Source organism: Bradyrhizobium stylosanthis, assembly GCF_001641335.1.
Taxonomy (GTDB): Bacteria; Pseudomonadota; Alphaproteobacteria; order Rhizobiales; family Xanthobacteraceae; genus Bradyrhizobium; species Bradyrhizobium stylosanthis.
On sequence record NZ_LVEM01000001.1, the window covers coordinates 1,728,753 to 1,749,295 of the forward strand.

Sequence of the window (20,543 nt, forward strand, 5' to 3'; positions counted from 1 at the left end):
CCGGGACGTTTTCCGAAACCTGCTTTGGATAAGAGGATTTGCCAATGCCTTCGCTGCGTCTGCTTGCTCCCGCGCTGTTTGCGCTCGCCATCTTCGGCGCAGCCGCGCCCGCGTCGGCCGACAGCTTCTCCGATGCCCAGCGCACCGACATCGAGGCCATCATCAAGAACTACCTCGTCACCCACCCCGAGGTGCTCGAGGAAGCGATGACCGAGCTCAGCAAGCGCCAGGCCGCGGCCGAAACGCAGAAGCACGAGGCCAGCATCGCGCAGAACTCCGAGGCGATCTTCAACTCGCCGCGCCAGGTCGTGCTCGGCAACAAGGACGGCGACGTCACCTTCGTCGAGTTCTTCGACTACAATTGCGGTTATTGCAAACGCGCGATGACCGACATGCTGGACCTCATGAAGGCCGATCCGAAGCTGAAGGTCGTGCTGAAGGAGTTTCCGGTGCTGAGCCAGGGCTCGGTGGAAGCGGCGCAGGTCGCCGTCGCCGTGCGCATGCAGGATCCCACCGGCAAGAAGTATCTCGACTTCCACCAGAAGCTGCTCGGCGGCCGCGGCGCGGCCGACAAGGCGCGCGCGCTGCAGGCGGCCAAGGAAGCCGGCCTCGACACCGCGAAGATCGAGAAGGACCTCGCCAGCCCCGAAGTGCGCGCCACCATCGAGGAGAACTTCAAGCTCGCCGAAGCGATGGGCATGAACGGCACGCCGAGCTACGTGATCGGCAAGCAGATCGTGATCGGCGCTGTCGGCCTCGAAGGCCTCAAGGAAAAGATCGGCATTGCCCGCTGCGGCAAGGCAACCTGCTGATTGCACATTTTCCGATATTGGACGACGCGAGAAGGCCGGCTGAAAAGCCGGCTTTTTTCGTGGGACAAACCGTGGCGCGATCCTGCCAAATCGTTCATCCGGCATTCAACAAACAAATGCCGCGGAACAGGCGAAGTTCCGGAACAACTCAAATCTCCTTTCGTTGTCGGCGCGGGCAATGACGCAAGAAACCACGTGAGGAGAATTTCGATGTTGAACCGCTTTATGATCTCGGTTGCCGCAGTCGCACTCGTCGCGGGCACCGGTCTGGCGAACGCACAGGACAAGGGCCGCGACACTGGCGGCGCTGGCGCGCAGCAGCAGATGCAGCACTCGCAGCCTTCCGGCGGCGCCGCTGAGCGCGGCTCGATGGGCCGTGACTCCAATCATGAGAAGGGCACCGTTGGCCAGGCCGGCGGCGCCGGCAGCATGAAGTCCGGCACCGCGGCCGAGGACAAGTCCTCCGGCGCGATGAAGGACGAGCATCAGGGCCGCGAGATGAACAAGAACGCAGCCGAGGACAAGGCCGGCGCGACCAAGGGCCAGCGCACCGACGAACGCGCGCAGGGCCAGCAGGACAAGTCCAAGAGCATGAGCCAGGACACCAGCAAGCCCGGCGCGAAGGACAAGGACATGAAGGCTGAGGGCAGCAAGAGCGGCACCTCGACCAACAACGCCGAGAACCAGAAGGGCAGCACGACCACCAACCAGAATGCCCAGGGCCAGACCGGCACCAGCACTAACCAGAACGCCCAGGGCCGGACCGGCACGAACACGACTGTCGGCCAGGCCGGCGCCGGTGCCAAGCTCACGACCGAGCAGCGGACCCAGATCACGTCCGTGATCCGCGAGGAGCGCGTGCGGCCGGTGACCAACGTGAACTTCTCGATCTCGGTCGGTACCCGCATTCCGCGCGAGGGCATCGAGCTCCACGCCCTGCCGTCGCGGGTCGTGACGATCTATCCGGAGTGGCGGACCTACAAGTACGTCCTGGTCAAGGAGGAGATCGTGATCATCGATCCGGACACCTACGAGATCGTGGCAGTCCTGAACGTCTAAGGCCGTAGACCGGCAACCTCAGGGGGCGGGCAGCAATGCCCGCCCTTTGCCGTTCGCCCGCCAGCCATCCTTTGGACTGGTTAACAAGCAATTTCCGTAGTTTCCGCACAGGTTTTTGCATGCCGGATGAGGTGCTTGAACCCTCCCCTAAGGCCCTTCAAGGCTTCCCCTAGGACGCTTTGTTACCTATAACCCCGCCACGCCGAAGCACCTCTGCCGGGACAAGAATGGCTGAACCAGCAACCGATACGATCCTCGTTCTCAACGGGCCGAACCTCAACATGTTGGGGACGCGCGAGCCCGAAAAGTATGGTCACGCGACCCTTGCCGACGTCGAGGCACTGTGCCGCGAGACGGCCGCGTCGTTCGGCCTCAAGGCCGATTGCCGGCAGTCCAATCGCGAGGGCGAGCTGATCGACTTCGTCCACGAGGCGCATGCCCGCAAGATGAAGGGCATCATCATCAACGCCGGCGGCTATTCGCACACCTCGATCGCGCTGCATGACGCGCTGCTCGCGGTGCAGATCCCGACGGTCGAGGTGCACGTCACCAACATCCACGCCCGCGAGAGCTTCCGTCACCACTCCTACACCGCGCGCGCGGCCTTCGCCTCGCTGTGCGGTTTCGGCATCGAAGGCTACCGCCTCGCCATCCAGGGCCTTGCCGCCAAGCTCGGCATCAAGCCCAAAGCCTGACGCTCCCATCACACAGAACATTCGGATCAAACAACATGGCGCGCCAGCCAGACGACAAAGCAGCCGCAAAGTTTTCCAGCGAGGATTCCGCGCTCGTCCGCGAGCTCGCCCTTCTGCTCGATGAGACCAGCCTCACCGAGATCGAGATCGAGCGCGCGGGCCTGCGCCTGCGCGTCGCCCGCAACATCAGCGTGGCCGCGACCATGCCGATGCCGATGGCAGCCGCTCCCATGGCCATGCCGGCAGCCGTTGCCGCCGCGGCGCCTGCCGCTGCCGCGGCTGACCTCTCGAAGCATCCGGGCGCCGTGACCTCGCCGATGGTCGGCACCGCTTATTGGGCGCCCGAGCCCGGCGCCAAGCCGTTCATCGAGGTCGGCAGCAAGGTCTCGGTCGGCCAGACGCTGCTGATCATCGAAGCCATGAAGACCATGAACCAGATCCCCTCGCCCCGCGCCGGCACGGTGACGCAGATCCTGGTCGAGGACGGCCAGCCGGTCGAATACGGCGAGCCGCTCGTCATCATTGAGTAATCGATGAGGGCGGCCAGCCGCCCTCGCCGCGTCACGCGCGCCAGTCCCCTAAGGACACCATGTTCGACAAGATCCTCATAGCCAATCGCGGCGAGATCGCCCTTCGCATCCTCAGGGCCTGCAAGGAGCTCGGGATCGCGACGGTCGCCGTGCACTCCACTGCCGACGCCGACGCCATGCATGTGCGCCTGTCGGACGAGAGCGTGTGCATCGGGCCTCCGGCGTCCAAGGACAGCTATCTCAACGTGCCCGCGCTGCTCGCGGCCTGCGAGATCACCGGCGCCGATGCCGTGCATCCCGGCTACGGCTTCCTGTCCGAGAATGCGCGCTTTGCGGAAATCCTCGGCGAGCACAATCTGCATTTCATCGGCCCCAAGGCCGAGCACATCCGCCTGATGGGCGACAAGATCGAGGCCAAGAAGACCGCCAAGAAGCTCGGCATCCCCGTGGTGCCCGGCTCCGACGGCGCGGTCGGCCCCGACGACGACGCGATGGCGATCGCCAAGAAGATCGGCTTTCCCGTGCTGGTGAAGGCTGCGGCCGGCGGCGGTGGCCGCGGCATGAAGGTCGCGCACAGCGAGGCCGACTTGCAGCTCGCGCTGTCCACGGCGGCCAACGAAGCCAAGTCCGCCTTTGGCGACGCCTCGGTCTATCTGGAAAAATACCTTCAGAAGCCGCGCCACATCGAGATCCAGATCCTCGGCGACGGCCGCGGCGGTGCGATCCATCTCGGCGAGCGCGACTGCTCGCTGCAGCGCCGCCACCAGAAGGTCTGGGAGGAAGGCCCCTCGCCCGTGCTGGCCGCCGCCGCGCGCGCCAAGATCGGCGAGACCTGCGCGAAGGCGATGCGCGAGATGAAATATCTCGGCGTCGGCACCATCGAGTTCCTGTTCGAGGACGGCGAGTTCTACTTCATCGAGATGAACACGCGCATCCAGGTCGAGCATCCCGTCACCGAGAGCATCACCGACATCGACCTCGTGCTGGAGCAGATCCGCATCGCCGCCGGCGGCGACCTGCCGGCCAAGCAGGAGGACGTGCAGATCATCGGCCACGCCATCGAGTGCCGCATCAACGCCGAGAATCCGCAGACCTTCCGGCCCTCGCCCGGCCGCATCACCCAATACCACCCGCCCGGCGGCCTCGGCGTCCGCATCGATTCGGCGGTCTATCAGGGCTACCAGATCCCGCCTTATTACGACTCCCTGGTCGGCAAGCTGATCGTTCACGGCAAGACCCGCACCGAGTGCCTGATGCGCCTGCGCCGCGCGCTGGACGAGATGGTGGTGGAAGGCATCGAGACCACACTGCCGCTGTTCCGCGACCTCGTCCGCCAGGACGACATCATCAACGGCGACTACCACATCCACTGGCTGGAACAGTATCTGGCCGGCAAGGTGGAACCCACGGCCAAATAAATCCGTCGCTTGAGGGAACCCATTGCCTTCGCGGGCGTTTTGAGCAGTCGGGAGCTGTTCGAAAAAGGGGCGTCGGAATTCCGTTGTTAAAGTACGAGGCGACACCGTCGTGACGGCTGAAGCGCAGCGGCGGCGCGCATTCTGGCAGGTCCTGCTGTTCGCAGCGGGCCTTTTGGTGCTGACCGCGATCAGCGCCGGCTCGGTCTACCTCGTCAACAAGGCGCGCGGCGACAGCGAATGGGTGGTTCACACCATCGAGGTGGAGAACCAGATCAACTCGCTGCTGCTCGAGCTGCGACGGGCCGAGAGCGGGGCGCGCGGCTATCTGCTGACGCAGGGACCGGATTTCCGGTCGGACCACGACAAGGCCGTTGCGGCGATCGTCCCGGCCCTCGACAAGCTCACACGCCAGATCGGCGACAATCCCGCGCAGCGCGAGGGCATCGAGAAGCTGAGCGCGGCGATCGAGACCCGCCTCGGCCAGTTCGCACGCGAGATGGAATTCGTCCGCCAGGGCGAGGTGGACAAGGCCACCGCCCTCGTCCGGGAGGCTGCCGCCGGCAACACCACGACCACGATCAGCAACCTTGCCAACGCGATGATCCGCGAAGAGGAACGGCTGTTCCGCCTTCGCTCCGAAAATGCCGACCGCAGCCAGACGCTCGCCGCCTCGCTCACCGGCATCGGCTCGGGCCTCGTCGTCGTGCTGGCCCTGATCTCGATCTGGCTGGTACGGCGATCCGCGCAGGCGCGCGATGACGCCGAGAACCGCCTGCGCGATGCCTACGCCAATTTGGAAGCCGTCGTCGACGAGCGCACGGCAGACCTGCGCGAGGCCAACAACGAGATCCAGCGCTTCGCCTATATCGTGAGCCACGATCTGCGCTCGCCGCTCGTCAACATCATGGGCTTCACCAGCGAGATCGAAGAGCTCGGCGGCGATATCTTCCGCCGCGTCAGCAGCCTCACCCACGTGCCTGCGGACGGGCCGCCGCTGGCCTCCGGCGAGGTCGCGCTGGAAGGGGCCGACCAGCAGCTTTCGGCCGATTTCTCCGAGGCGCTCGGCTTCATCAAATCGTCGATCGCCAAGATGGACCGGCTGATCTCGGCGATCCTCAACCTCACCCGCGAGGGCCGGCGCGAATTCCAGCCGGAAAAGATCGACGTCCGCGAGTTCGTCGAGGCCATCGTGTCGACGCTGGCGCACCAGGCCGCCGAGGCGCAGGCGGAGATCCACGTCGAGCCGCTGCCTGATATCATCAGCGACCGCCTGGCGCTGGAGCAGATTTTCTCCAATCTGATCGACAACGCCATCAAGTACCTGAAGAATGGCGTGCCCGGCGAGATCAGAATTCGCGGGCGCACCAAGCTCGGTTACGCTATCTTCGAGGTCAGCGACAACGGCCGCGGCATCGACGCTAGGGACCATCAGCGGATATTCGACCTGTTCCGCCGCGCCGGAACCCAGGACAAGCCGGGACAAGGCATAGGCCTTGCACATGTGCGTGCACTTGTGCGCCGTCTCGGCGGCACCATGTCGGTATCGTCGGAACTGAACGCGGGCAGCACCTTCACCATCACGCTGCCCATTGCATGGAACGCAAGCACCCGGAACACAGATCGATGACGCAACCAGTCACCATCATCATGGTCGAGGACGACGAGGGCCACGCCCGGCTGATCGAACGCAATATCCGCCGCTCCGGCGTCAACAACGAGATCGTCTCGTTCGAGAACGGCACCGATGCGATCAAGCACCTGTTCGGCGCCGACGGCAGCGGGCTGTCCCAGAAGGGCAACGCCCTCCTGATCCTGCTCGACCTCAATCTACCCGACATGAGCGGGATCGACATCCTCAAGCAGATCAAGGAAAACAAGTATCTCAAGGCCTCGCCCGTGGTCGTGCTGACCACGACCGACGATTCCCAGGAGATCAAGCGCTGCTACGAGCTCGGCTGTAACGTCTACATCACCAAACCCGTCAACTACGAGAATTTCGCCAACGCCATCCGGCAGCTCGGGCTGTTCTTCTCGGTCATCCAGGTCCCGCCTGCCGCCACATGAATCAGAGAACGCCGACCCTGCTCTATATCGACGACGACGACGCGCTCGCGCGGCTGGTCAGTCGCGGCCTGACGCGGCGCGGCTACAGGGTCGTTCATGCCGCCAGCGGCGAGGAAGGCCTCGACCACATCCGCCGCGCGGAGACGCAGGGCGGCATCGACGTCGTGGCGCTCGACCAGTACATGCCGGGGCTCGACGGCCTCGAGACGCTCGAGCAGATCATGGCGATCCCGGGCGCGCCGCCAGTGGTGTTCGTCACGGCCTCGCAGGATTCAAGCATCGCGGTCACGGCGCTGAAGGCGGGCGCGGCCGATTATCTCGTCAAGGACGTCAAGGGCGATTTCATCCCCCTGCTCCACGTCGCTGCCGAGGGCGCGCTGCGCCAGGCCGAATTGCAGAAGGCGCGCGAGGAAGCCGAAGCCGAGATCCATGCCTCGCGCGACCGCTACGCCGCGCTTGCCGCCGAACGCGAGCTGCTGCTGCGCGAGGTCAACCATCGCGTCGGCAACTCGCTCCAGATCATCGCCTCGCTGCTGCACCTTCAGGCCAGCTCCGCCGGGCAGGAAGAGGTCAAGGCCGCGCTGACCAATGCGATGGGCCGCGTCGCCGCGGTCGCGCAGGTGCATCGCCGCCTCTACACCTCGCAGGACCTCAAGAGCGTGGTGCTGAACCAGTATCTGGACTCGCTGCTGGAGGATCTGCGCCGCTCGGCCGAGGGCAACCGGATGTCGCGCCTGACGCTGAAGGCCGAGCCGATCGAGATCGACCCGGACCGTGCCGTCGCCGTCGGCATCATCGTCAACGAACTGGTGATGAACGCGGTGAAATACGCCTATCCCGACGGCGCCGGCCCGATCCATGTCGAGCTGACCTCGCAAGGCGAGGATCTCCAGCTCACGATCACCGACAACGGCGTCGGCGACAACGTCAAGGCCGATCCGCGCTCCACCGGCATGGGCCAGCGCATCGTCGCGGCGATGGCCAGCAAGCTGGACGCCTCGGTGGAGCGTGACCCCGCCCATTCCGGAACCCGCATCGTGCTGCGGTTCCAGCGCACGCCGCCCGCGCCCGGCAAGGCCAGCACCGCCGCCGCGAGCTGACCTACCACCCTTGCCCCCATCGCAACCGCACAACGATCCTGCTATTGTCGCAAGCCATGACTTCGCGCGATTCCGCTTCGTCTGAGATCACGCCGGCCGTGCTGCTGCGCGCCTATGCCTGCGGCATCTTTCCGATGGCCGAGAGCGCCGACGATCCGACCCTGTTCTGGGTCGAGCCGGAGCTGCGCGGCGTCATCCCGCTCGACGGCTTTCGCGTCGCCTCGCGGCTTGCACGCACCGTGCGCTCGGATGCGTTCCGCGTCACCGTCAACACCGCCTTCAAGGCCACGATCGCCGGCTGCGCCGCGCCGCAGGAAGGACGCGAGGACACCTGGATCAACAAGCGCATCCGCGACCTCTATGGCGGCCTGTTCGAGCTCGGCCATTGCCACAGTGTCGAAGCCTGGCAGGGCGACGACCTCGTCGGCGGGCTCTACGGCGTCAGTCTCGGGCGCGCCTTCTTCGGCGAGAGCATGTTTCACACCGCGCGCGATGCCTCCAAGGTCGCGCTGGTACATCTGGTCGCGCGGCTGATTCATGGCGGCTTCGAGCTGCTCGACACGCAATACGTCACCGAGCATCTGAAAAGCTTTGGCGCGGTGGAGATATCGCGGCGGCGTTACACCGCGCTGCTCGACAAGGCGCTCGCCGGCGATCCCGGCGAATTCCTCAGGCTCTCGCCCGGCGACGAGATCCCGGGCGCGCGCGCGCTCGAGATCATCGCCTCACGGCAATAATCCAGCTTTACCGGCTGCCGAACCCGGGAATACCGAACAGACCCGGCCGCTGCTCCGGCGGCGGAGGCGGTGGCGGCGCGGCTTGCGGCTGCTGCATCGGCGGCAATGGCTGCGGCGGACGCTGCTGCACCTGCTTAGGGGCGGCCTTCTTCTGTGCTGCGGGCGGCGGCGGAGGCGCGGGCTTGGTCGCGGGATCCGGTGCCGCGGTCGCAACGGTCTGCTGCGGCTCTTTGCAGTCGGTCAGCCAGATGTCGTAGATCGGATGCTCGACGCCATGCAGGCCGGGGCTTGCGGCATACATCCAGCCCGAGAAGATCCGCTTCACTTCGCCCTGCAAGGTGATCTCGTCGACCTCGACGAAAGCGTCGGTGTTGGCGGCCTCCGTCGCAGGCCGCGTGTAGCAGGCGTCGGTCTTGACGCGGAGCGCACCGAACTGGACGGTCTCGCCGATCTCCTCGTCGAAATTGATGATGCGCCCGGTGATCTTGTCGAGGCCGGAGAAGGTCGCCTTCTTGTTGACGATCTTCTGGGCCGGCGGCTCGGTCACGACCTCGTCGCCCGGCTGCAGGCTTGCCGGCGTCTGCGGTACAGGACCACCGGGTGCGCCCTTCTGACCGGGCTGGCGCTGACCGGGCGCGCCCGGCTGGGCGGCACCTGGCGGCGCGACGGCGACGGGCGGCGGCTGGTTCGGCGGGGCGACGGGCGAGCCCGGCGGCGGCGCCAAAGGCTGGGTCTCCACCGGCCCGGGCAAGGCATTGCCCTGGCGTCCGGTCGGCGGCGGCATCGGGCGCGACGGCAGGACGCGGCCCTGCGGCGGCAGCTCGGGGACCTCTTCGTCGTCGTCGGGTACCTGCGGCTGCGGCTGGCCGCGCGGAATGCTGCCCGGCGGCCGCGGCGGCGGATCGGAGAAGATCGTGCCGATCTGCGCCTGAGCGGGCGTCGCAACCGTCAGCGCGGTGGCGGCCAGCAGCGCCGCAAGGCCTGTCAGGGTAATGGTTTTGAACATCTCGCGCGGCTTCAACAGCGAATCGGGCTTGTTGGACATTCTACAGGGGATACCGCCGCTCGCAGGTCCTCCGGTTAACACGCCGAATACGGCGGGGGAAGGGCGGCATCCCTGCCCTTCCCGGCGCCGGCTGGCCAGACCGGTTCGCGGATGGGATAGTCGGACGCCCCTCCCCGGGGCCTGAGGCGGGCCTTCGCCCTCCGAAATCGACGTCCAGCCAGAACCCGAAGCCCCAGAGGTCGCCCCGATGCCCGTTGTGCTCGATCCCGACGCCGCCGCTGTCTACAAGGCGTTCCAGGAGGCCGGCCGGCCCGCTTACGAGACCCTGACGGCCCCGGAGGCGCGCGCCTATTACGCGCAGGCACGCTTTGCCACCAATCCCGAGCCGCCCGAGCTTGCCCGGGTCGCCCCGCTCGCGATCCCGGCCCCGCACGGGACGATCCCCGCGCGCATCTACGTGCCGAAGCAGCCGCGCCAGCACGACGGTCTGTCGCCCGCTTTGGTGTTCTTCCATGGCGGCGGCTGGGTCATCGGCGATCTCGACTCCCACGATGTCGTCTGCCGCCAGCTCGCCGACGCAGGCGCCCTGGTCGTGATCTCGGTCGATTACCGCCTCGGCCCCGAGCACAAGTTTCCTGCCGCCGCCGATGACGCGGTCGCCGCAACCCAATGGATCGCCGAGAACGCACGCAAGCTCGGCATCGACGCGTCGCGCCTGTCGATCGGCGGCGACAGCGCCGGCGGCAATCTCGCCGCCGTCGTGGCACTCGCTGCGCGTGACACCGGCGGCCCGGCGATCGCCGGCCAGGTGCTGATCTATCCCGCGACCGATTTCGCCATGACGCACGGCTCGCACCGCGAGCCCGAGACCAGTGTGCTGCTGACGCATTCGGTGATCCGCTGGTTCCGCGATCACTATCTCAATGGCACCACCGACATCCACGACTGGCGCGCCTCGCCGGCGCGCGCGCAAGATCTTGCCGGCCTGCCGCCCGCCTACGTGCTGACAGCCGGCGCCGATCCGCTGCGCGACGAAGGCGACGAATATGCCGCGCGCCTGAAACAGGCCGGCGTGCCCGTGGCCTACAAGCACTTCCCCGGCCAGTTCCACGGCTTTTTCACCATGGGCAAGCTGCTGCCACAGGCCAATGTCGCAGTGAACGAGATCGGCGCGTGGTTGAGGACCCTGTAGCCCGCATGAGCGATAGCGAACTGCGGGACCGCTCTCGCCATCCGCAAACATTCGTCCCGGATATCGCTGCGCTCATCCGGGCTACGGACCTTCACTGACGCTAGATCGAGATGCCGTCCTTCCTCAACACCGCCTTCGCCCTCCCACTGCGCGCTCTCACCTGGCTCGGCAGCCAGGGTACGCGCGGAGTGGCCGCTATCGTGTTCGTCGCGGCCGCCGTGCCGCCGCTCGGCGCATTGCTGCGTCCCTATCTCACCGAGGCGATCCTCTGCCTGCTCTGCATCTCCTTCATGCGGGTCGATCTGGCCGCGCTCTACAGCCATCTGCGACGGCCGGCGCTGGTCGCGACCGCGACGGCCTGGACGACGATCGGCGTGCCGCTGATCGTCGGGCTGATCGCGCACGCAACGGGCCTGACGACACGCGCGCCCGGGCTTTCGCTCGCCCTGATGCTCCAGAGCATGGCCTCACCGATGATGGCCTCGCCGGCCCTCGCCGCGCTGATGGGGCTCGATGCCACGCTCGTGCTGATCACGCTGGTGACCTCGACCGCGCTGGTACCCTTCACGGCCTCGCTGTTCGCGGGTCTCTTCCTTGGCGACATGCTCAGCATCACGCCGCTGACGCTGGGCCTGAAGCTGCTCGGCATTCTCGCAGCATCGCTGCTGGCCGCGACCGCCATCCGATGGATCTTCGGCGCGGCGGCGATCCAGCGTCACAAGGCGCCGATCGACGGCCTCAACATCATCATCCTCTTCGCCTTCGCTGCGGCGATCATGGGCGACGTCGTCAGCGACCTCCTGGCCCAGCCGGTGTTCACCATCAGCCTCGCGGCCCTGTCCTTCGCGATCTATTTCGCGCTGCTCGCCATCACCACGCTGCTGTTCCGCCGCATCGGCTATGAGCGCGCGCTGGCGCTTGGGCTGATGGTGTCACAGCGCAATCTCGGCCTGATGCTGGCGGCAACCGCCGGCGTGCTGCCGCCTACCACCTGGCTCTATTTCGCGATGACGCAGTTTCCGATCCACCTTGCGCCCTACATGCTGACGCCGATCGCACGGCGGCTAAGGGCGCGCGGCGACACGTCTGCCGCGACGGCGGCGGGCAGCACGAACTAGGGCGCTCTCATGCCTTCGCACCGGCAGGTTTCGACGCCCTGAAGATGTAGCGGCTGGTGCTGAAGAAATATTGCCCCGCCGCGGTTAGACGCTCGAACTCGCCGTGCCACTCCCGGAGATCGTCGGCTGGGATGCCGCCGGTGCGGCTGAGGAAATCTCGGATCCCCTGCGCCAGTCCCTTGCTGTAGCCCTCGTCATCGTAGCGCAAATTCAGGATCGGAAAGACGGATGCGCCGTCCAGATGAAATCCGCACCTGATCAATCTGGAGGCCATCGATCTGGGCAGGCGCGGATGGGCGCAATGCGCCTCCCATGCTGTCATGACGGCGGCCATGCGCGCCCGGTTATCGGAATGCCAGACCACGCCGTCCCAATCCGTCGCAACGAAGATTGTCCGGCCGCCCGGTTTGAGGACACGAAATGCCTCACTGAGGACACGGTCGACATCTGGGATGTACTCGGCGACCTGGGTGCACACGACTGCGTCGAACGATGCATCGCTCGGGCCCAACTCCGTCGCGTTGCCGATGGCATAGGAAATCCACGCATGAGCCTTCTGCCGGTTGCAGAAAGCGATCAGGTCGGTCGACACATCGATACCGACGACAGCTCCATCCGGCCCGACGAGCTCGGCCATGCTTTCGCAGAGATAGCCCGGTCCGCATCCGATATCGAGAACGCGCTCGCCGGCGGACAGGTCGAGCTGCCGGATCGTCTCCGCACGTTGGGCCTTCACGTCGCCCGTGAGATAGAGCCGCTGCAGCCGCTTGGCGTTCTCATCGCTGTAATCCCATCCGCTCATCGCCGCCTCCATGGTCGCATGGCAACTGAGATGCCCTACCCCGCCCGCGCCGCGCGCCGCAGCGCCTGTGGCGGCTGACCGTAGGCGCGAATGAAGGCGCGCCGCATCCGCTCGGGGTCGCGGAATCCGGTCGTTTCAGCAACGAGCTCGATCGCCTCGCGCGAGGACTGCACGCGCTCGCGCGCGACCTCCAGTCGGAGCCGCTCGATCGCCTTGGAGGGCGTCGTGCCGGTCTCGGCGGCAAAGGCGCGGGCGAAGTGCCGCGCGCTCATGCCGGCGCGATCGGCGAGGTCCTCCACCGTGAGCGGCGCGTCGAGATTTTCGCGCGCCCAGGACAGCAGCGCGCCGAAGCGGCCGTTCGGCGTCTTCAGCTCCAGCAGCGAGGAGAATTGCGACTGGCCGCCGCTGCGGCGATGATACAGCACGAGATGGCGCGCGGCCTCTTGCGCGATCTCCTCGCCGTGATCCTCGGTGACCATTGCGAGCGCGAGGTCGATGCCAGCGGTGATACCGGCCGAGGTCCACACATTGCCGTCGCGGGTAAAAATCTGGTCCGGCTCGAACTTGACCCTGGGATAGCGCGCGACGAAATCACGCGTGCGCCCCCAATGCGTGGTGGCGCGGCGGCCGTCGAGCAGGCCCGCTTCGGCCAGCACATACGCGCCGGAGCAGACGCTCGCGACGCGCACGCCGCGCTTTGCCAGCCGCTGCACGAAGGCGCGCGTTGCCTCGCAGCGCGCGGCGTCGGTCACGCCTGCGCCGCCCGCGATGACCAGCGTCGTGATCGCATTCGCCGACTTGAAATCTCGCGCCATCATCTCGACGCCCGACGAGCTGCGCACGGGTCCCGCATTCAGCGCCAGCACCCGCAGCGCAAGCGGCTTGCCGGCACAGCGCGCGGCGACCTCGAACACCGAGATCGGGCCGGACGCATCGAGCAACTGGAAATCCGGGAAGATCAGGATGCCGATCATGGGCCAGGTCCTTTTGAGATGTCCGAAAGTGAGGGAATTACGCCATTTTGGACAGCAGGGCATCATGCCAGTTTGCCGGCGTCAAGCTCTTCATTGGAGGTTCTCATGTCGGCACCGCTCCAGATCGGTCTCTTGGTGTTCCCGCGCGTCACCCAGCTCGACTTCACCGGCCCCCTGCAGGTATTCGCCATGCTTCCCGGCGCCCAGCTGCACCTGATCTGGAAGCGGATCGAACCTGTGCCGAGCGATTCCGTGCTCACGCTGACGCCGACCACGACCTTTGCCGATTGCCCGCAGCTCGACGTGATCTGCGTGCCCGGTGGCGGCGGCACCAACGACCTGCTCAATGACGAGGAAGTGCTCGGCTTCCTGCGGCGGCAGGCCGAAGGCGCGCAATATGTCACCTCGGTCTGCACGGGATCGCTGGCGCTGGGTGCCGCCGGCCTGCTCAGAGGTTATCGCGCCGCCACCCATTGGAGCGCGATGGAGATGCTCACCCAGTTCGGCGCGACGCCGACCAAGACGCGCGTCTGTATCGATCGCAATCGCATCACCGGCGGCGGCGTCACGGCAGGCATCGACTTCGCGCTGACGCTGGTGTCGATCCTGCGCGACCGCACCACCGCCGAAGCGATCCAGCTCCAGATGGAATACAACCCCGCTCCGCCGTTCAATTCCGGCTCGCCCGACACCGCGTCCCCCGAGGTGCTGGCGCTGCTGCGAGAGCGCGGCGCCCAGAATCAGGCCCGGCGGCTCGAAGCTGTGAAACGCGCGGCCGAGAGGGTCGCGTAATCCCCGCATCCGTGTCCCGGACGCGGTGCGGCACGCGGTGACGCTCCGCAGAGCCGGGACCCAGGAGGCTACACGGATCACTGCACCATGGGCCCCGGCTCTGCAGCGCACCGCTGAAGCGCTGCGCTGCGTCCGGGGCACGAGACTCCGCGCCACAACAGAAAAAGGCCGCTCGGTTTCCCAAGCGGCCTTTCCTGTCTTACGGCGGCTGCACATTCACATCGGGCGATTTCGGAGCTTCCAGACCGGGGGCCTATCTCCCGATCGAGTCCTTATCGGCGGCCGCTGCATTTCGGGACAGTCGCGAACTGTTGCCCGAACCGAACGCGATGGTTTCCCATCTCCGTAAGATGCGATCATTGAGCCGCATCGCCCTGATCGGCGCAACGGACGCGCAAGCGCGATCCCCGCTGTTCCCGTTGTCCACAGCGGCGTGAGCGGATGCGGATGCATCCAGTCGAAGAAGGGACGGTGGCTAGCCGGGCGTCCAGGGCTGGTAGTCGCCGGTCGCCTTGGGACGCTTGCCGCTGGCAAGCGTCGAGCCCGAGGGCCGGTAGGCCATGGCCGTGCCGGTGAGATTCGGCTGGTGCGGCTTCTCCCACTCGCGGGGCTGGTAGTTGGTCTCGGTCGGCGGGGTGTCGACGACGTGGTGGATCCAGCCGTGCCAGGCCGGCGGGATGCGGCTCGCCTCGGCGTAGCCGTTATAGACCACCCAGCGCCGCTCGAAGCCGAGTGTCGGGTCGATCGCACCGCCGCGGGTGCGATAATAGAGGTTGCCCTGCTCGTCCTGGCCGACCAGCTCGCCATAGCGCTTGGTCCAGAGCTGGGTGCCAAACGTCTGGCCATTCCACCAGGTGAAGAACTTCAGAAAGAACTGTTTCATGCGGCAAGGGCCCTGCTTCGTGGGGTCCTGATGCCATCCGGGCGGCAAAATGTCCAGTTCGCCGGGGTCCGGCTGCGCCTTCCATAAACGCAGGGCCGCAGGCGGCCTGCCCGCCGCAAATCGGACGTGATCCGTTCATGCCGGGTACAGCGGTCCGGTGAGACCGTGCGATCACGCAACGCAAACCGGCGTGATCCAGGAACCACCACGCCGTCGTCGTGTTGGCTTCCGGGAAAAGGAGTTTGATCATGAAAAGTCTGAAAGTTTTGAGTGCCGCGGCTGCGATGGCGCTGGTTCTCCCGTTGGCGACACCGAGCTTCGCCCAGGGCCATGGCGGCCGTGGTGGCGGCGGCGGTGCGCATTTCGGCGGCGGCGGTGGCGGCGCTCACTTTGGTGGCGGCGGCGGCGCGCATTTCGGTGGCGGCGGCGCAGCGTTCCGGGGCGGCGGCGGCAATTTTGCCGCAGGTGCCGTGGCCCGTCCGAGCGGCGGCGGTTTCGCCGCAGGCGCGGTGGCCCGTCCCGCCCTCTCCCCGTCCTTCAGCGGGACCCGTAGCGTCGCAACGGCTGGCAACTGGCAGGGCGGTGGCGGCAATTGGAGCGGTCGCCACTGGCGCGGCCACCGTGGCGGCTTCTGGCCCGGCTTTGCGGCCGGCGCCGCGATCGGCGGTCTCGGCTCCTACGCCTATTACGGCGGCGGCGACTACTATGACGACCCCTACTACTACGGCGACAGCTACTATGATGAGCCGTCAGTGGCGGTGGTGCCGGACGGCGGCGGCGACTCCGCGGCCTACTGCGCGCAGCGCTACAGGTCCTATGACCCGGCCTCGGGCACGTATCTCGGCTATGACGGCCAGCGCCATCCCTGCCCGTAAGCCGACCTGACACGTCACAGGAAAAGGCGTCGCAGCGATGCGGCGCCTTTTTTTCGCGAGTGTCATACCCGTCACCTGTTTGGCGTGTATCGGCATGTCGCCGTCAAACGTTGTGTACAATTTGAGGTAACCGGACCCCAATTCACCGCACCGTGCATATCTACCCTGATCCAATCCAAAATTGACCCGACCCACGATTCGCGGATATCACCAATGCGGGGACTTCGATCTACTGGGAAATGTCATGCCGCGTATCCTCGTGGTAGATGACGATCCGATGGTCGGCGCGACCATCGAGGTCCTCCTCCAACGTCAGGGCTTCGACGTCACGCTGGCTGACGGCGGCGAAACGGGATTGGCTGCACTGGAAACGCAAGCCTATGACGTGATGCTGGTCGACATCTTCATGCCGCACATGCGCGGCTTCGAATCCATCCGCATCTTTCACGAGCGCGCGCCGGCGATCCCGCTGATCGCGATGTCCGGCTATGCCTTCGCCTCGTCCGCCTCGCCCTCTCCCGATTTCCTGCGCATGGCGCTGGAGCTCGGCGCGACGCGCTGCCTGCGCAAGCCATTCACGCCGGACGCGCTGCTGACCGCGATCCGGGACTGCCTCGGCGAGGCCGCACTGCCGAAGGACAAGAAAGAAGCCCCTTGATTCCCACGCAGCGCGTCATTCTCGGTGCTGGACTTGCAATCCTCCTGATCATCACCGCCGCCTCGATCGGGCTCGACGTCAAGTCGCGGTCCGACACGGCCTGGATCAACCACACCGTCCAGGTCCAGAAGAAGATCTCCGATCTGCGTGTCCTGCTGCGCCGTGCCGAGAGCGCCGCGCGCGGCTACGAGATCTATCGCAGCGCCGCCTTCAGCGAGGAATTCCAGGCGGCTCACGCCCAGATCGCGCCGGCCCTCGCCGACCTCAAGCGCGGCGTGCGCGACAATCCCGATCAGGTGATGCTGCTGGAGGGCACCGAGTCGCTGGCGCTGCGCCGGGTCGAGATCGCCGCCGAAGCGATGCGCCTGCGGGCCGCGAACGACGAGGCCGGCATCGCCGCACTCCAGGGCAAGGCCGAGGGCCGCGGCCTGATGGACACGGTGATGGGCAATCTCGACCGCCTGAGCGAGGAGGAAGAACGCCTGCTCGCCGCGCGCTCCCAGGATTCGCGCCGCACCAGCATCGTGCTGCTAGGTATCGATGTCGCCGGCGCGCTGGTGATCCTGCTGCTGCTCGTGATGGTGATGCGCGAGAGCCAGCGCGCGCAGACCGCGCTCAAGAGCACGCTGATGGAGGCCACGGCCGCCAAGGCGCAGCTCGAGGCCGCGGTCGCCGAGGGCACCGAGCACCTGGTGACCGCCCATGACGAGCTGCGCCTGTCGATCAACGTGCTCCAGAGCACCTTTCGCAGCATGGCGGAGGCGGTGCTGGTCATCGACGCCGAAGGCACCGTCCTGCTGTCCAATCCGGCCGCCGAGCGCATGCTGCTGCATCGTGCCGGCATGAACCTCCGCAATCTTCGCGCGCTGTCGGATGTCTTCCATGGCGACGGCGTGACACCGCTGCGGACCGACGAGCTGCCGTCGGTGCGAGTCTTGCGCGGCGACCAGTTCGAAGACCTCGAGATGATCGTCCGCCCGCACAGCGGCAATTCTCCCCGTCATCTCATGATCAGCGGCCGGCCGATGCTGGACGGGCAAGGCCGGATCTCGGGTGCGGTGCTGGTCTATCACGACGCGACCACTTCGCGCGAAACCGAACGCCAGCTGCACCAGTCGCAGAAGTTGGACGCGATCGGCAAGCTGACCGGCGGCGTCGCGCACGACTTCAACAACATGCTGACCGTGATCTCAGGCAACACGGAAACGCTTGTGGCCGAGCTGAAGCAGCAGCCGGAGCTGCAGCGCGTGGCGCGCCTGATCGACGATGCCGCCGAGCGCTGCGCCGAGCTGATCCAGCATCTGCTCGCCTTTGCGCGCAGGCAGCCGCTGCAGCCGCGCGACGTCGAGATCAACGCGGCGATCTCGGACATCGCAAAGCTGCTGCGCCCCACCCTCGGCGAGCAGATCCAGATCGAGACTGTGCTGCAACAGGGGCCGATGACGGCGCATATCGATCCGTCCCGGCTCACCAATGCCGTGCTCAACATGGCCATCAACGCCCGCGACGCCATGCCGAACGGCGGCAAGCTGCTGCTGGAGACCCATCGCGTCGTGCTCGATGAAGCCTATGCGCAGGCCAACGCGGACGTGAGGCCCGGCGCCTACGTGATGCTGGCGGTCAGCGACAGCGGTACCGGCATGTCGGCCGATACCCAGCAGATGGCGTTCGAGCCGTTCTTCACCACCAAGGAGGTCGGCAAGGGATCCGGCCTCGGCCTCTCCATGGTCTATGGCTTCGTCAAGCAGTCCGGCGGCCACATCAAGATCTACAGCGAGGAAGGCCACGGCACCACGATCAAGCTCTACCTGCCGCCGGGCGAAGGCGCGAGCGAGGTGGCGGCCAGCGTAGCGCCGCAGGCCGAAGGCGGCGCCGAGACCATTTTCGTGGTCGAGGACGATCCGCTGGTGCGCAGCTTCGTCACCGCGCAATTGCAGAGCCTCGGCTACCAGACCATCGCCGCGCCCGACAGCAAGGTTGCACTGGAGCTGATCGAGGCCGGCCAGGAATTCGACCTGCTGTTCACCGACGTCGTCATCCCCGGCGGGATGAGCGGGCGCGAGCTCGCCGACAAGGTGGCGACGCTCCGCCCCGGGCTGAAGGTGCTCTACACCTCCGGCTACACCGACAACGCCATCGTCCACCACGGCAAGCTCGACGACGGCGTGCTGCTGCTGACCAAGCCGTACCGGCGCAACCAGCTCGCGGAGATGATCCGGAAGGCGCTGGGCGGCTGAGATCGTAGGATGGGTAGAGCGAAGCGAAACCCATCGTCTCGCCGCGCGGCCAGGATTGATGGGTTTCGCTGCGCTCTACCCATCCTACGCGCTGTCGCGCCTCATCGCGTCGCCAGCACCACCGCGGTCAGCGTGAACACCAGCGCGGCGATTTGCCCTGCCCCGAGCGGCTCGCCGAGCGCGATCGCCGAAGCCACCACGCCGATGACGGGCACCGCCATGGTGCCGATCGCGGCGACGGAGGCCGGCAGGCGCGCCAGCGCTGCGAACCAGCTGACATAGGCGATGCAGAACTGCACCACGGTCGAATAGACCAGCAGCCACCAGCCGACCGGCGTCACCTTGTCCAGATGCGTGGTCTCGATCAGGAGGCCGATGAGCGAGATCGGCAGGCAGCCGATCCCGATCTGCCAGGCCGCGGCCGTGATCGGCGGCAGATGGATCGGGTACTTCTTGGAGAACACCGTGCCGACGGCAAAGCCGAGCGCGCCGGCGAGCGCCATGACGATTCCCGGCAGCTTCTCGGCGCTCGCGGCGATGCCGTTGCCGCCCATGATCGAGGCGAGGCCGGCAAAGGCCATCACCAGCCCCAGCGTGCGCAGCACGGTCGGCCGCTCGCCCAGCACCGGCCAGGCGATGATCGAGGCCCAGACCGGCATGGTGTAGGCGATCAGCGCCGCCTCGCTCGCCGGCAGCCAGAGCAGCGCCAGCCCCATCAGCACCATCCAGCCGGTGACGTTGAGCATGGCGGCGGTGACAAGGCGCGGCCAGATCGCCGGATCGACCTTCAGGCTCTGGCGGCGGATGACCGCCAGCGCCGCCAGCAGCAACGCCCCGAGCACGCCGGTGACGCCGCGCAGGGTCAGCGGCGGCAGCTCGGCGAGCAGGAATTTCGTGACGGGCCAGTTGAAGCCCCAGCCGATCGAGGTGATCGCAAGGAACATCAGGCCGGCCGGGGCGATGCGCGATCGCTGCACCGGCCGAGTCGAATCAAGCATGTGGGTGTCCGGCAAAATCAGGCGTCAGCTTGGCCCGGATTCGCCCCCCAGACCACCACCTCGGCGGGCATGCCAGCCCTCACCTTCCGTAGGGCTACGTGAGTCTTGCTGACGCAATCCCGTCGCCCAAAAATATACCTGCCCTGTGAACAGCGGGATGAAGGGTCCGCATCCACACAAGATGCAAATTTTTTCGGTTGGGAATCCCTGAGGACTCACTGATACTTGGCTCAACAACAGGTGATGGCTTGCCCCCTGTTATCCCCCGCAATCCACCATATTTAGTATTTGATTCAGGAACTCGCACTAGTTCTTGACGGGCGCAACGGAGAGTCCTAGCTTTCGGACCGTTCGGCGCGAGTGAGTTTGCGTCCCGCCGGCACTCCCCCAAAGGGTCCGCAGAACTGCACTCCGCCAGGCCAGACGAAGGCAGCGGGATGTGGGCTTGTCTGCCCGCGAAAGCGGACTTTTTGGGGCGCCAGAACGGGCCGGCAAAAGGCTCGAATGGCATCGGTAAAAAGTGACGTTGTGGGGCGTTGAACGCATGTCGCGCACATCCCGTTGGGGCGGATGGGTGTGGACATGCCGGCGGA

Annotated in this window: 20 protein-coding genes; 15 read left to right on the forward strand and 5 right to left on the reverse strand. The window is 66.4% G+C overall.

The genetic code is table 11. The features are described from left to right. The first annotated feature begins 44 nt into the window (after window positions 1-44). The 9 genes from A7X65_RS08355 to aat all read left to right on the forward strand — a co-directional run bounded on the left by A7X65_RS08355 (window position 45) and on the right by aat (window position 8,415). Window positions 45-812, forward strand: a complete 768-nt coding sequence (locus A7X65_RS08355) for a DsbA family protein (protein WP_063683769.1) — start codon at window positions 45-47, stop codon at window positions 810-812. Window positions 813-1,022: 210 nt separating this feature from the next. Continuing rightward, window positions 1,023-1,871, forward strand: coding sequence for a DUF1236 domain-containing protein (locus A7X65_RS08360; RefSeq protein ID WP_063683770.1), 849 nt, complete (start codon window positions 1,023-1,025; stop codon window positions 1,869-1,871). 227 nt (window positions 1,872-2,098) lie between these two features. Then, entirely contained in the window at window positions 2,099-2,566 is a 468-nt protein-coding gene (gene aroQ, locus A7X65_RS08365) for a type II 3-dehydroquinate dehydratase (protein WP_063683771.1), read from the forward strand. 35 nt (window positions 2,567-2,601) lie between these two features. Further along, a complete protein-coding gene (accB, locus tag A7X65_RS08370; RefSeq protein ID WP_063683772.1) occupies window positions 2,602-3,096 on the forward strand; it encodes an acetyl-CoA carboxylase biotin carboxyl carrier protein in 495 nt (164 codons plus the stop codon). A 59-nt stretch (window positions 3,097-3,155) separates the two neighbouring features. After that, on the forward strand, window positions 3,156-4,514 hold the full coding sequence (accC, locus tag A7X65_RS08375; RefSeq protein WP_063683773.1) for an acetyl-CoA carboxylase biotin carboxylase subunit: 1,359 nt from the start codon (window positions 3,156-3,158) through the stop codon (window positions 4,512-4,514). A 109-nt stretch (window positions 4,515-4,623) separates the two neighbouring features. Next, window positions 4,624-6,141 (forward strand): sensor histidine kinase, encoded by a 1,518-nt coding sequence (locus tag A7X65_RS08380; RefSeq protein WP_063683775.1) that lies wholly within the window; start codon window positions 4,624-4,626, stop codon window positions 6,139-6,141. After that, on the forward strand, window positions 6,138-6,578 hold the full coding sequence (locus A7X65_RS08385; protein ID WP_063683776.1) for a response regulator: 441 nt from the start codon (window positions 6,138-6,140) through the stop codon (window positions 6,576-6,578). Before A7X65_RS08380 ends, A7X65_RS08385 begins: the two co-directional genes overlap by 4 nt. After that, entirely contained in the window at window positions 6,575-7,678 is a 1,104-nt protein-coding gene (locus tag A7X65_RS08390; protein ID WP_063683777.1) for a sensor histidine kinase, read from the forward strand. The genes A7X65_RS08385 and A7X65_RS08390 overlap by 4 nt, the downstream gene beginning before the upstream one ends. Before the next feature lie 56 nt (window positions 7,679-7,734). Further along, window positions 7,735-8,415, forward strand: coding sequence for a leucyl/phenylalanyl-tRNA--protein transferase (aat, locus tag A7X65_RS08395; protein ID WP_063683778.1), 681 nt, complete (start codon window positions 7,735-7,737; stop codon window positions 8,413-8,415). A 7-nt stretch (window positions 8,416-8,422) separates the two neighbouring features. On the opposite strand, the gene A7X65_RS08400 is transcribed toward aat, so the two are convergent. Continuing rightward, window positions 8,423-9,460 (reverse strand): DUF2155 domain-containing protein, encoded by a 1,038-nt coding sequence (locus tag A7X65_RS08400; protein ID WP_063683779.1) that lies wholly within the window; start codon window positions 9,458-9,460, stop codon window positions 8,423-8,425. 208 nt (window positions 9,461-9,668) lie between these two features. Between A7X65_RS08400 and A7X65_RS08405 the strand changes: the two genes are divergently transcribed. Both A7X65_RS08405 and A7X65_RS08410 read left to right on the forward strand, forming a co-directional pair. After that, the gene (locus tag A7X65_RS08405; protein ID WP_063683781.1) at window positions 9,669-10,613 is read left to right on the forward strand and encodes an alpha/beta hydrolase; all 945 of its coding nucleotides are present in this window, start codon (window positions 9,669-9,671) and stop codon (window positions 10,611-10,613) included. A 110-nt stretch (window positions 10,614-10,723) separates the two neighbouring features. Then, a complete protein-coding gene (locus A7X65_RS08410; RefSeq protein WP_063683783.1) occupies window positions 10,724-11,731 on the forward strand; it encodes a hypothetical protein in 1,008 nt (335 codons plus the stop codon). A gap of 7 nt (window positions 11,732-11,738) precedes the next feature. Here the strand turns inward: A7X65_RS08410 and A7X65_RS08415 are convergent, their stop codons facing one another. Continuing rightward, window positions 11,739-12,533 (reverse strand): methyltransferase domain-containing protein, encoded by a 795-nt coding sequence (locus A7X65_RS08415; protein WP_063684872.1) that lies wholly within the window; start codon window positions 12,531-12,533, stop codon window positions 11,739-11,741. A gap of 35 nt (window positions 12,534-12,568) precedes the next feature. Continuing rightward, window positions 12,569-13,507, reverse strand: coding sequence for a GlxA family transcriptional regulator (locus A7X65_RS08420; RefSeq protein ID WP_063683785.1), 939 nt, complete (start codon window positions 13,505-13,507; stop codon window positions 12,569-12,571). Between the two features lie 105 nt (window positions 13,508-13,612). Here A7X65_RS08420 and A7X65_RS08425 point away from each other — a divergent pair, with 105 nt between their 5' ends. Next, entirely contained in the window at window positions 13,613-14,299 is a 687-nt protein-coding gene (locus A7X65_RS08425; protein ID WP_063684873.1) for a DJ-1/PfpI family protein, read from the forward strand. Between the two features lie 475 nt (window positions 14,300-14,774). On the opposite strand, the gene A7X65_RS08430 is transcribed toward A7X65_RS08425, so the two are convergent. Next, window positions 14,775-15,182, reverse strand: a complete 408-nt coding sequence (locus A7X65_RS08430; RefSeq protein ID WP_063683787.1) for an NADH:ubiquinone oxidoreductase subunit NDUFA12 — start codon at window positions 15,180-15,182, stop codon at window positions 14,775-14,777. Window positions 15,183-15,430: 248 nt separating this feature from the next. On the opposite strand from A7X65_RS08430, the gene A7X65_RS08435 reads away from it, so the two are divergent. From A7X65_RS08435 to A7X65_RS08445, 3 genes are all read left to right on the forward strand, one after another. Next, window positions 15,431-16,057: a BA14K family protein gene (locus A7X65_RS08435; RefSeq protein WP_063684874.1), complete on the forward strand. Its 627-nt coding sequence runs from the start codon at window positions 15,431-15,433 to the stop codon at window positions 16,055-16,057. Window positions 16,058-16,301: 244 nt separating this feature from the next. Then, window positions 16,302-16,715: a response regulator gene (locus A7X65_RS08440; RefSeq protein ID WP_063683789.1), complete on the forward strand. Its 414-nt coding sequence runs from the start codon at window positions 16,302-16,304 to the stop codon at window positions 16,713-16,715. Next, a complete protein-coding gene (locus tag A7X65_RS08445) occupies window positions 16,712-18,952 on the forward strand; it encodes a CHASE3 domain-containing protein (protein WP_063683791.1) in 2,241 nt (746 codons plus the stop codon). The genes A7X65_RS08440 and A7X65_RS08445 overlap by 4 nt, the downstream gene beginning before the upstream one ends. Window positions 18,953-19,053: 101 nt before the next feature. Here the strand turns inward: A7X65_RS08445 and A7X65_RS08450 are convergent, their stop codons facing one another. After that, window positions 19,054-19,950 (reverse strand): DMT family transporter, encoded by an 897-nt coding sequence (locus tag A7X65_RS08450; protein WP_063684875.1) that lies wholly within the window; start codon window positions 19,948-19,950, stop codon window positions 19,054-19,056. Between the last annotated feature and the right edge of the window lie 593 nt (window positions 19,951-20,543).

Excerpts from the sequence above, each read along its gene's own strand:
- A7X65_RS08385 (WP_063683776.1), top strand. The coding sequence starts at position 6,138 with ATGACGCAACCAGTCACCATCATCATGGTCGAGGACGACGAGGGCCAC.
- A7X65_RS08355 (WP_063683769.1), top strand. The coding sequence starts at position 45 with ATGCCTTCGCTGCGTCTGCTTGCTCCCGCGCTGTTTGCGCTCGCCATC.
- A7X65_RS08400 (WP_063683779.1), bottom strand. The coding sequence starts at position 9,460 with ATGTCCAACAAGCCCGATTCGCTGTTGAAGCCGCGCGAGATGTTCAAA.
- A7X65_RS08415 (WP_063684872.1), bottom strand. The coding sequence starts at position 12,533 with ATGAGCGGATGGGATTACAGCGATGAGAACGCCAAGCGGCTGCAGCGG.
- aat (WP_063683778.1), top strand. The coding sequence starts at position 7,735 with ATGACTTCGCGCGATTCCGCTTCGTCTGAGATCACGCCGGCCGTGCTG.
- accB (WP_063683772.1), top strand. The coding sequence starts at position 2,602 with ATGGCGCGCCAGCCAGACGACAAAGCAGCCGCAAAGTTTTCCAGCGAG.
- accC (WP_063683773.1), top strand. The coding sequence starts at position 3,156 with ATGTTCGACAAGATCCTCATAGCCAATCGCGGCGAGATCGCCCTTCGC.
- A7X65_RS08450 (WP_063684875.1), bottom strand. The coding sequence starts at position 19,950 with ATGCTTGATTCGACTCGGCCGGTGCAGCGATCGCGCATCGCCCCGGCC.
- A7X65_RS08405 (WP_063683781.1), top strand. The coding sequence starts at position 9,669 with ATGCCCGTTGTGCTCGATCCCGACGCCGCCGCTGTCTACAAGGCGTTC.
- aroQ (WP_063683771.1), top strand. The coding sequence starts at position 2,099 with ATGGCTGAACCAGCAACCGATACGATCCTCGTTCTCAACGGGCCGAAC.
- A7X65_RS08410 (WP_063683783.1), top strand. The coding sequence starts at position 10,724 with ATGCCGTCCTTCCTCAACACCGCCTTCGCCCTCCCACTGCGCGCTCTC.
- A7X65_RS08420 (WP_063683785.1), bottom strand. The coding sequence starts at position 13,507 with ATGATCGGCATCCTGATCTTCCCGGATTTCCAGTTGCTCGATGCGTCC.
- A7X65_RS08390 (WP_063683777.1), top strand. The coding sequence starts at position 6,575 with ATGAATCAGAGAACGCCGACCCTGCTCTATATCGACGACGACGACGCG.
- A7X65_RS08430 (WP_063683787.1), bottom strand. The coding sequence starts at position 15,182 with ATGAAACAGTTCTTTCTGAAGTTCTTCACCTGGTGGAATGGCCAGACG.
- A7X65_RS08440 (WP_063683789.1), top strand. The coding sequence starts at position 16,302 with ATGCCGCGTATCCTCGTGGTAGATGACGATCCGATGGTCGGCGCGACC.
- A7X65_RS08425 (WP_063684873.1), top strand. The coding sequence starts at position 13,613 with ATGTCGGCACCGCTCCAGATCGGTCTCTTGGTGTTCCCGCGCGTCACC.
- A7X65_RS08360 (WP_063683770.1), top strand. The coding sequence starts at position 1,023 with ATGTTGAACCGCTTTATGATCTCGGTTGCCGCAGTCGCACTCGTCGCG.
- A7X65_RS08435 (WP_063684874.1), top strand. The coding sequence starts at position 15,431 with ATGAAAAGTCTGAAAGTTTTGAGTGCCGCGGCTGCGATGGCGCTGGTT.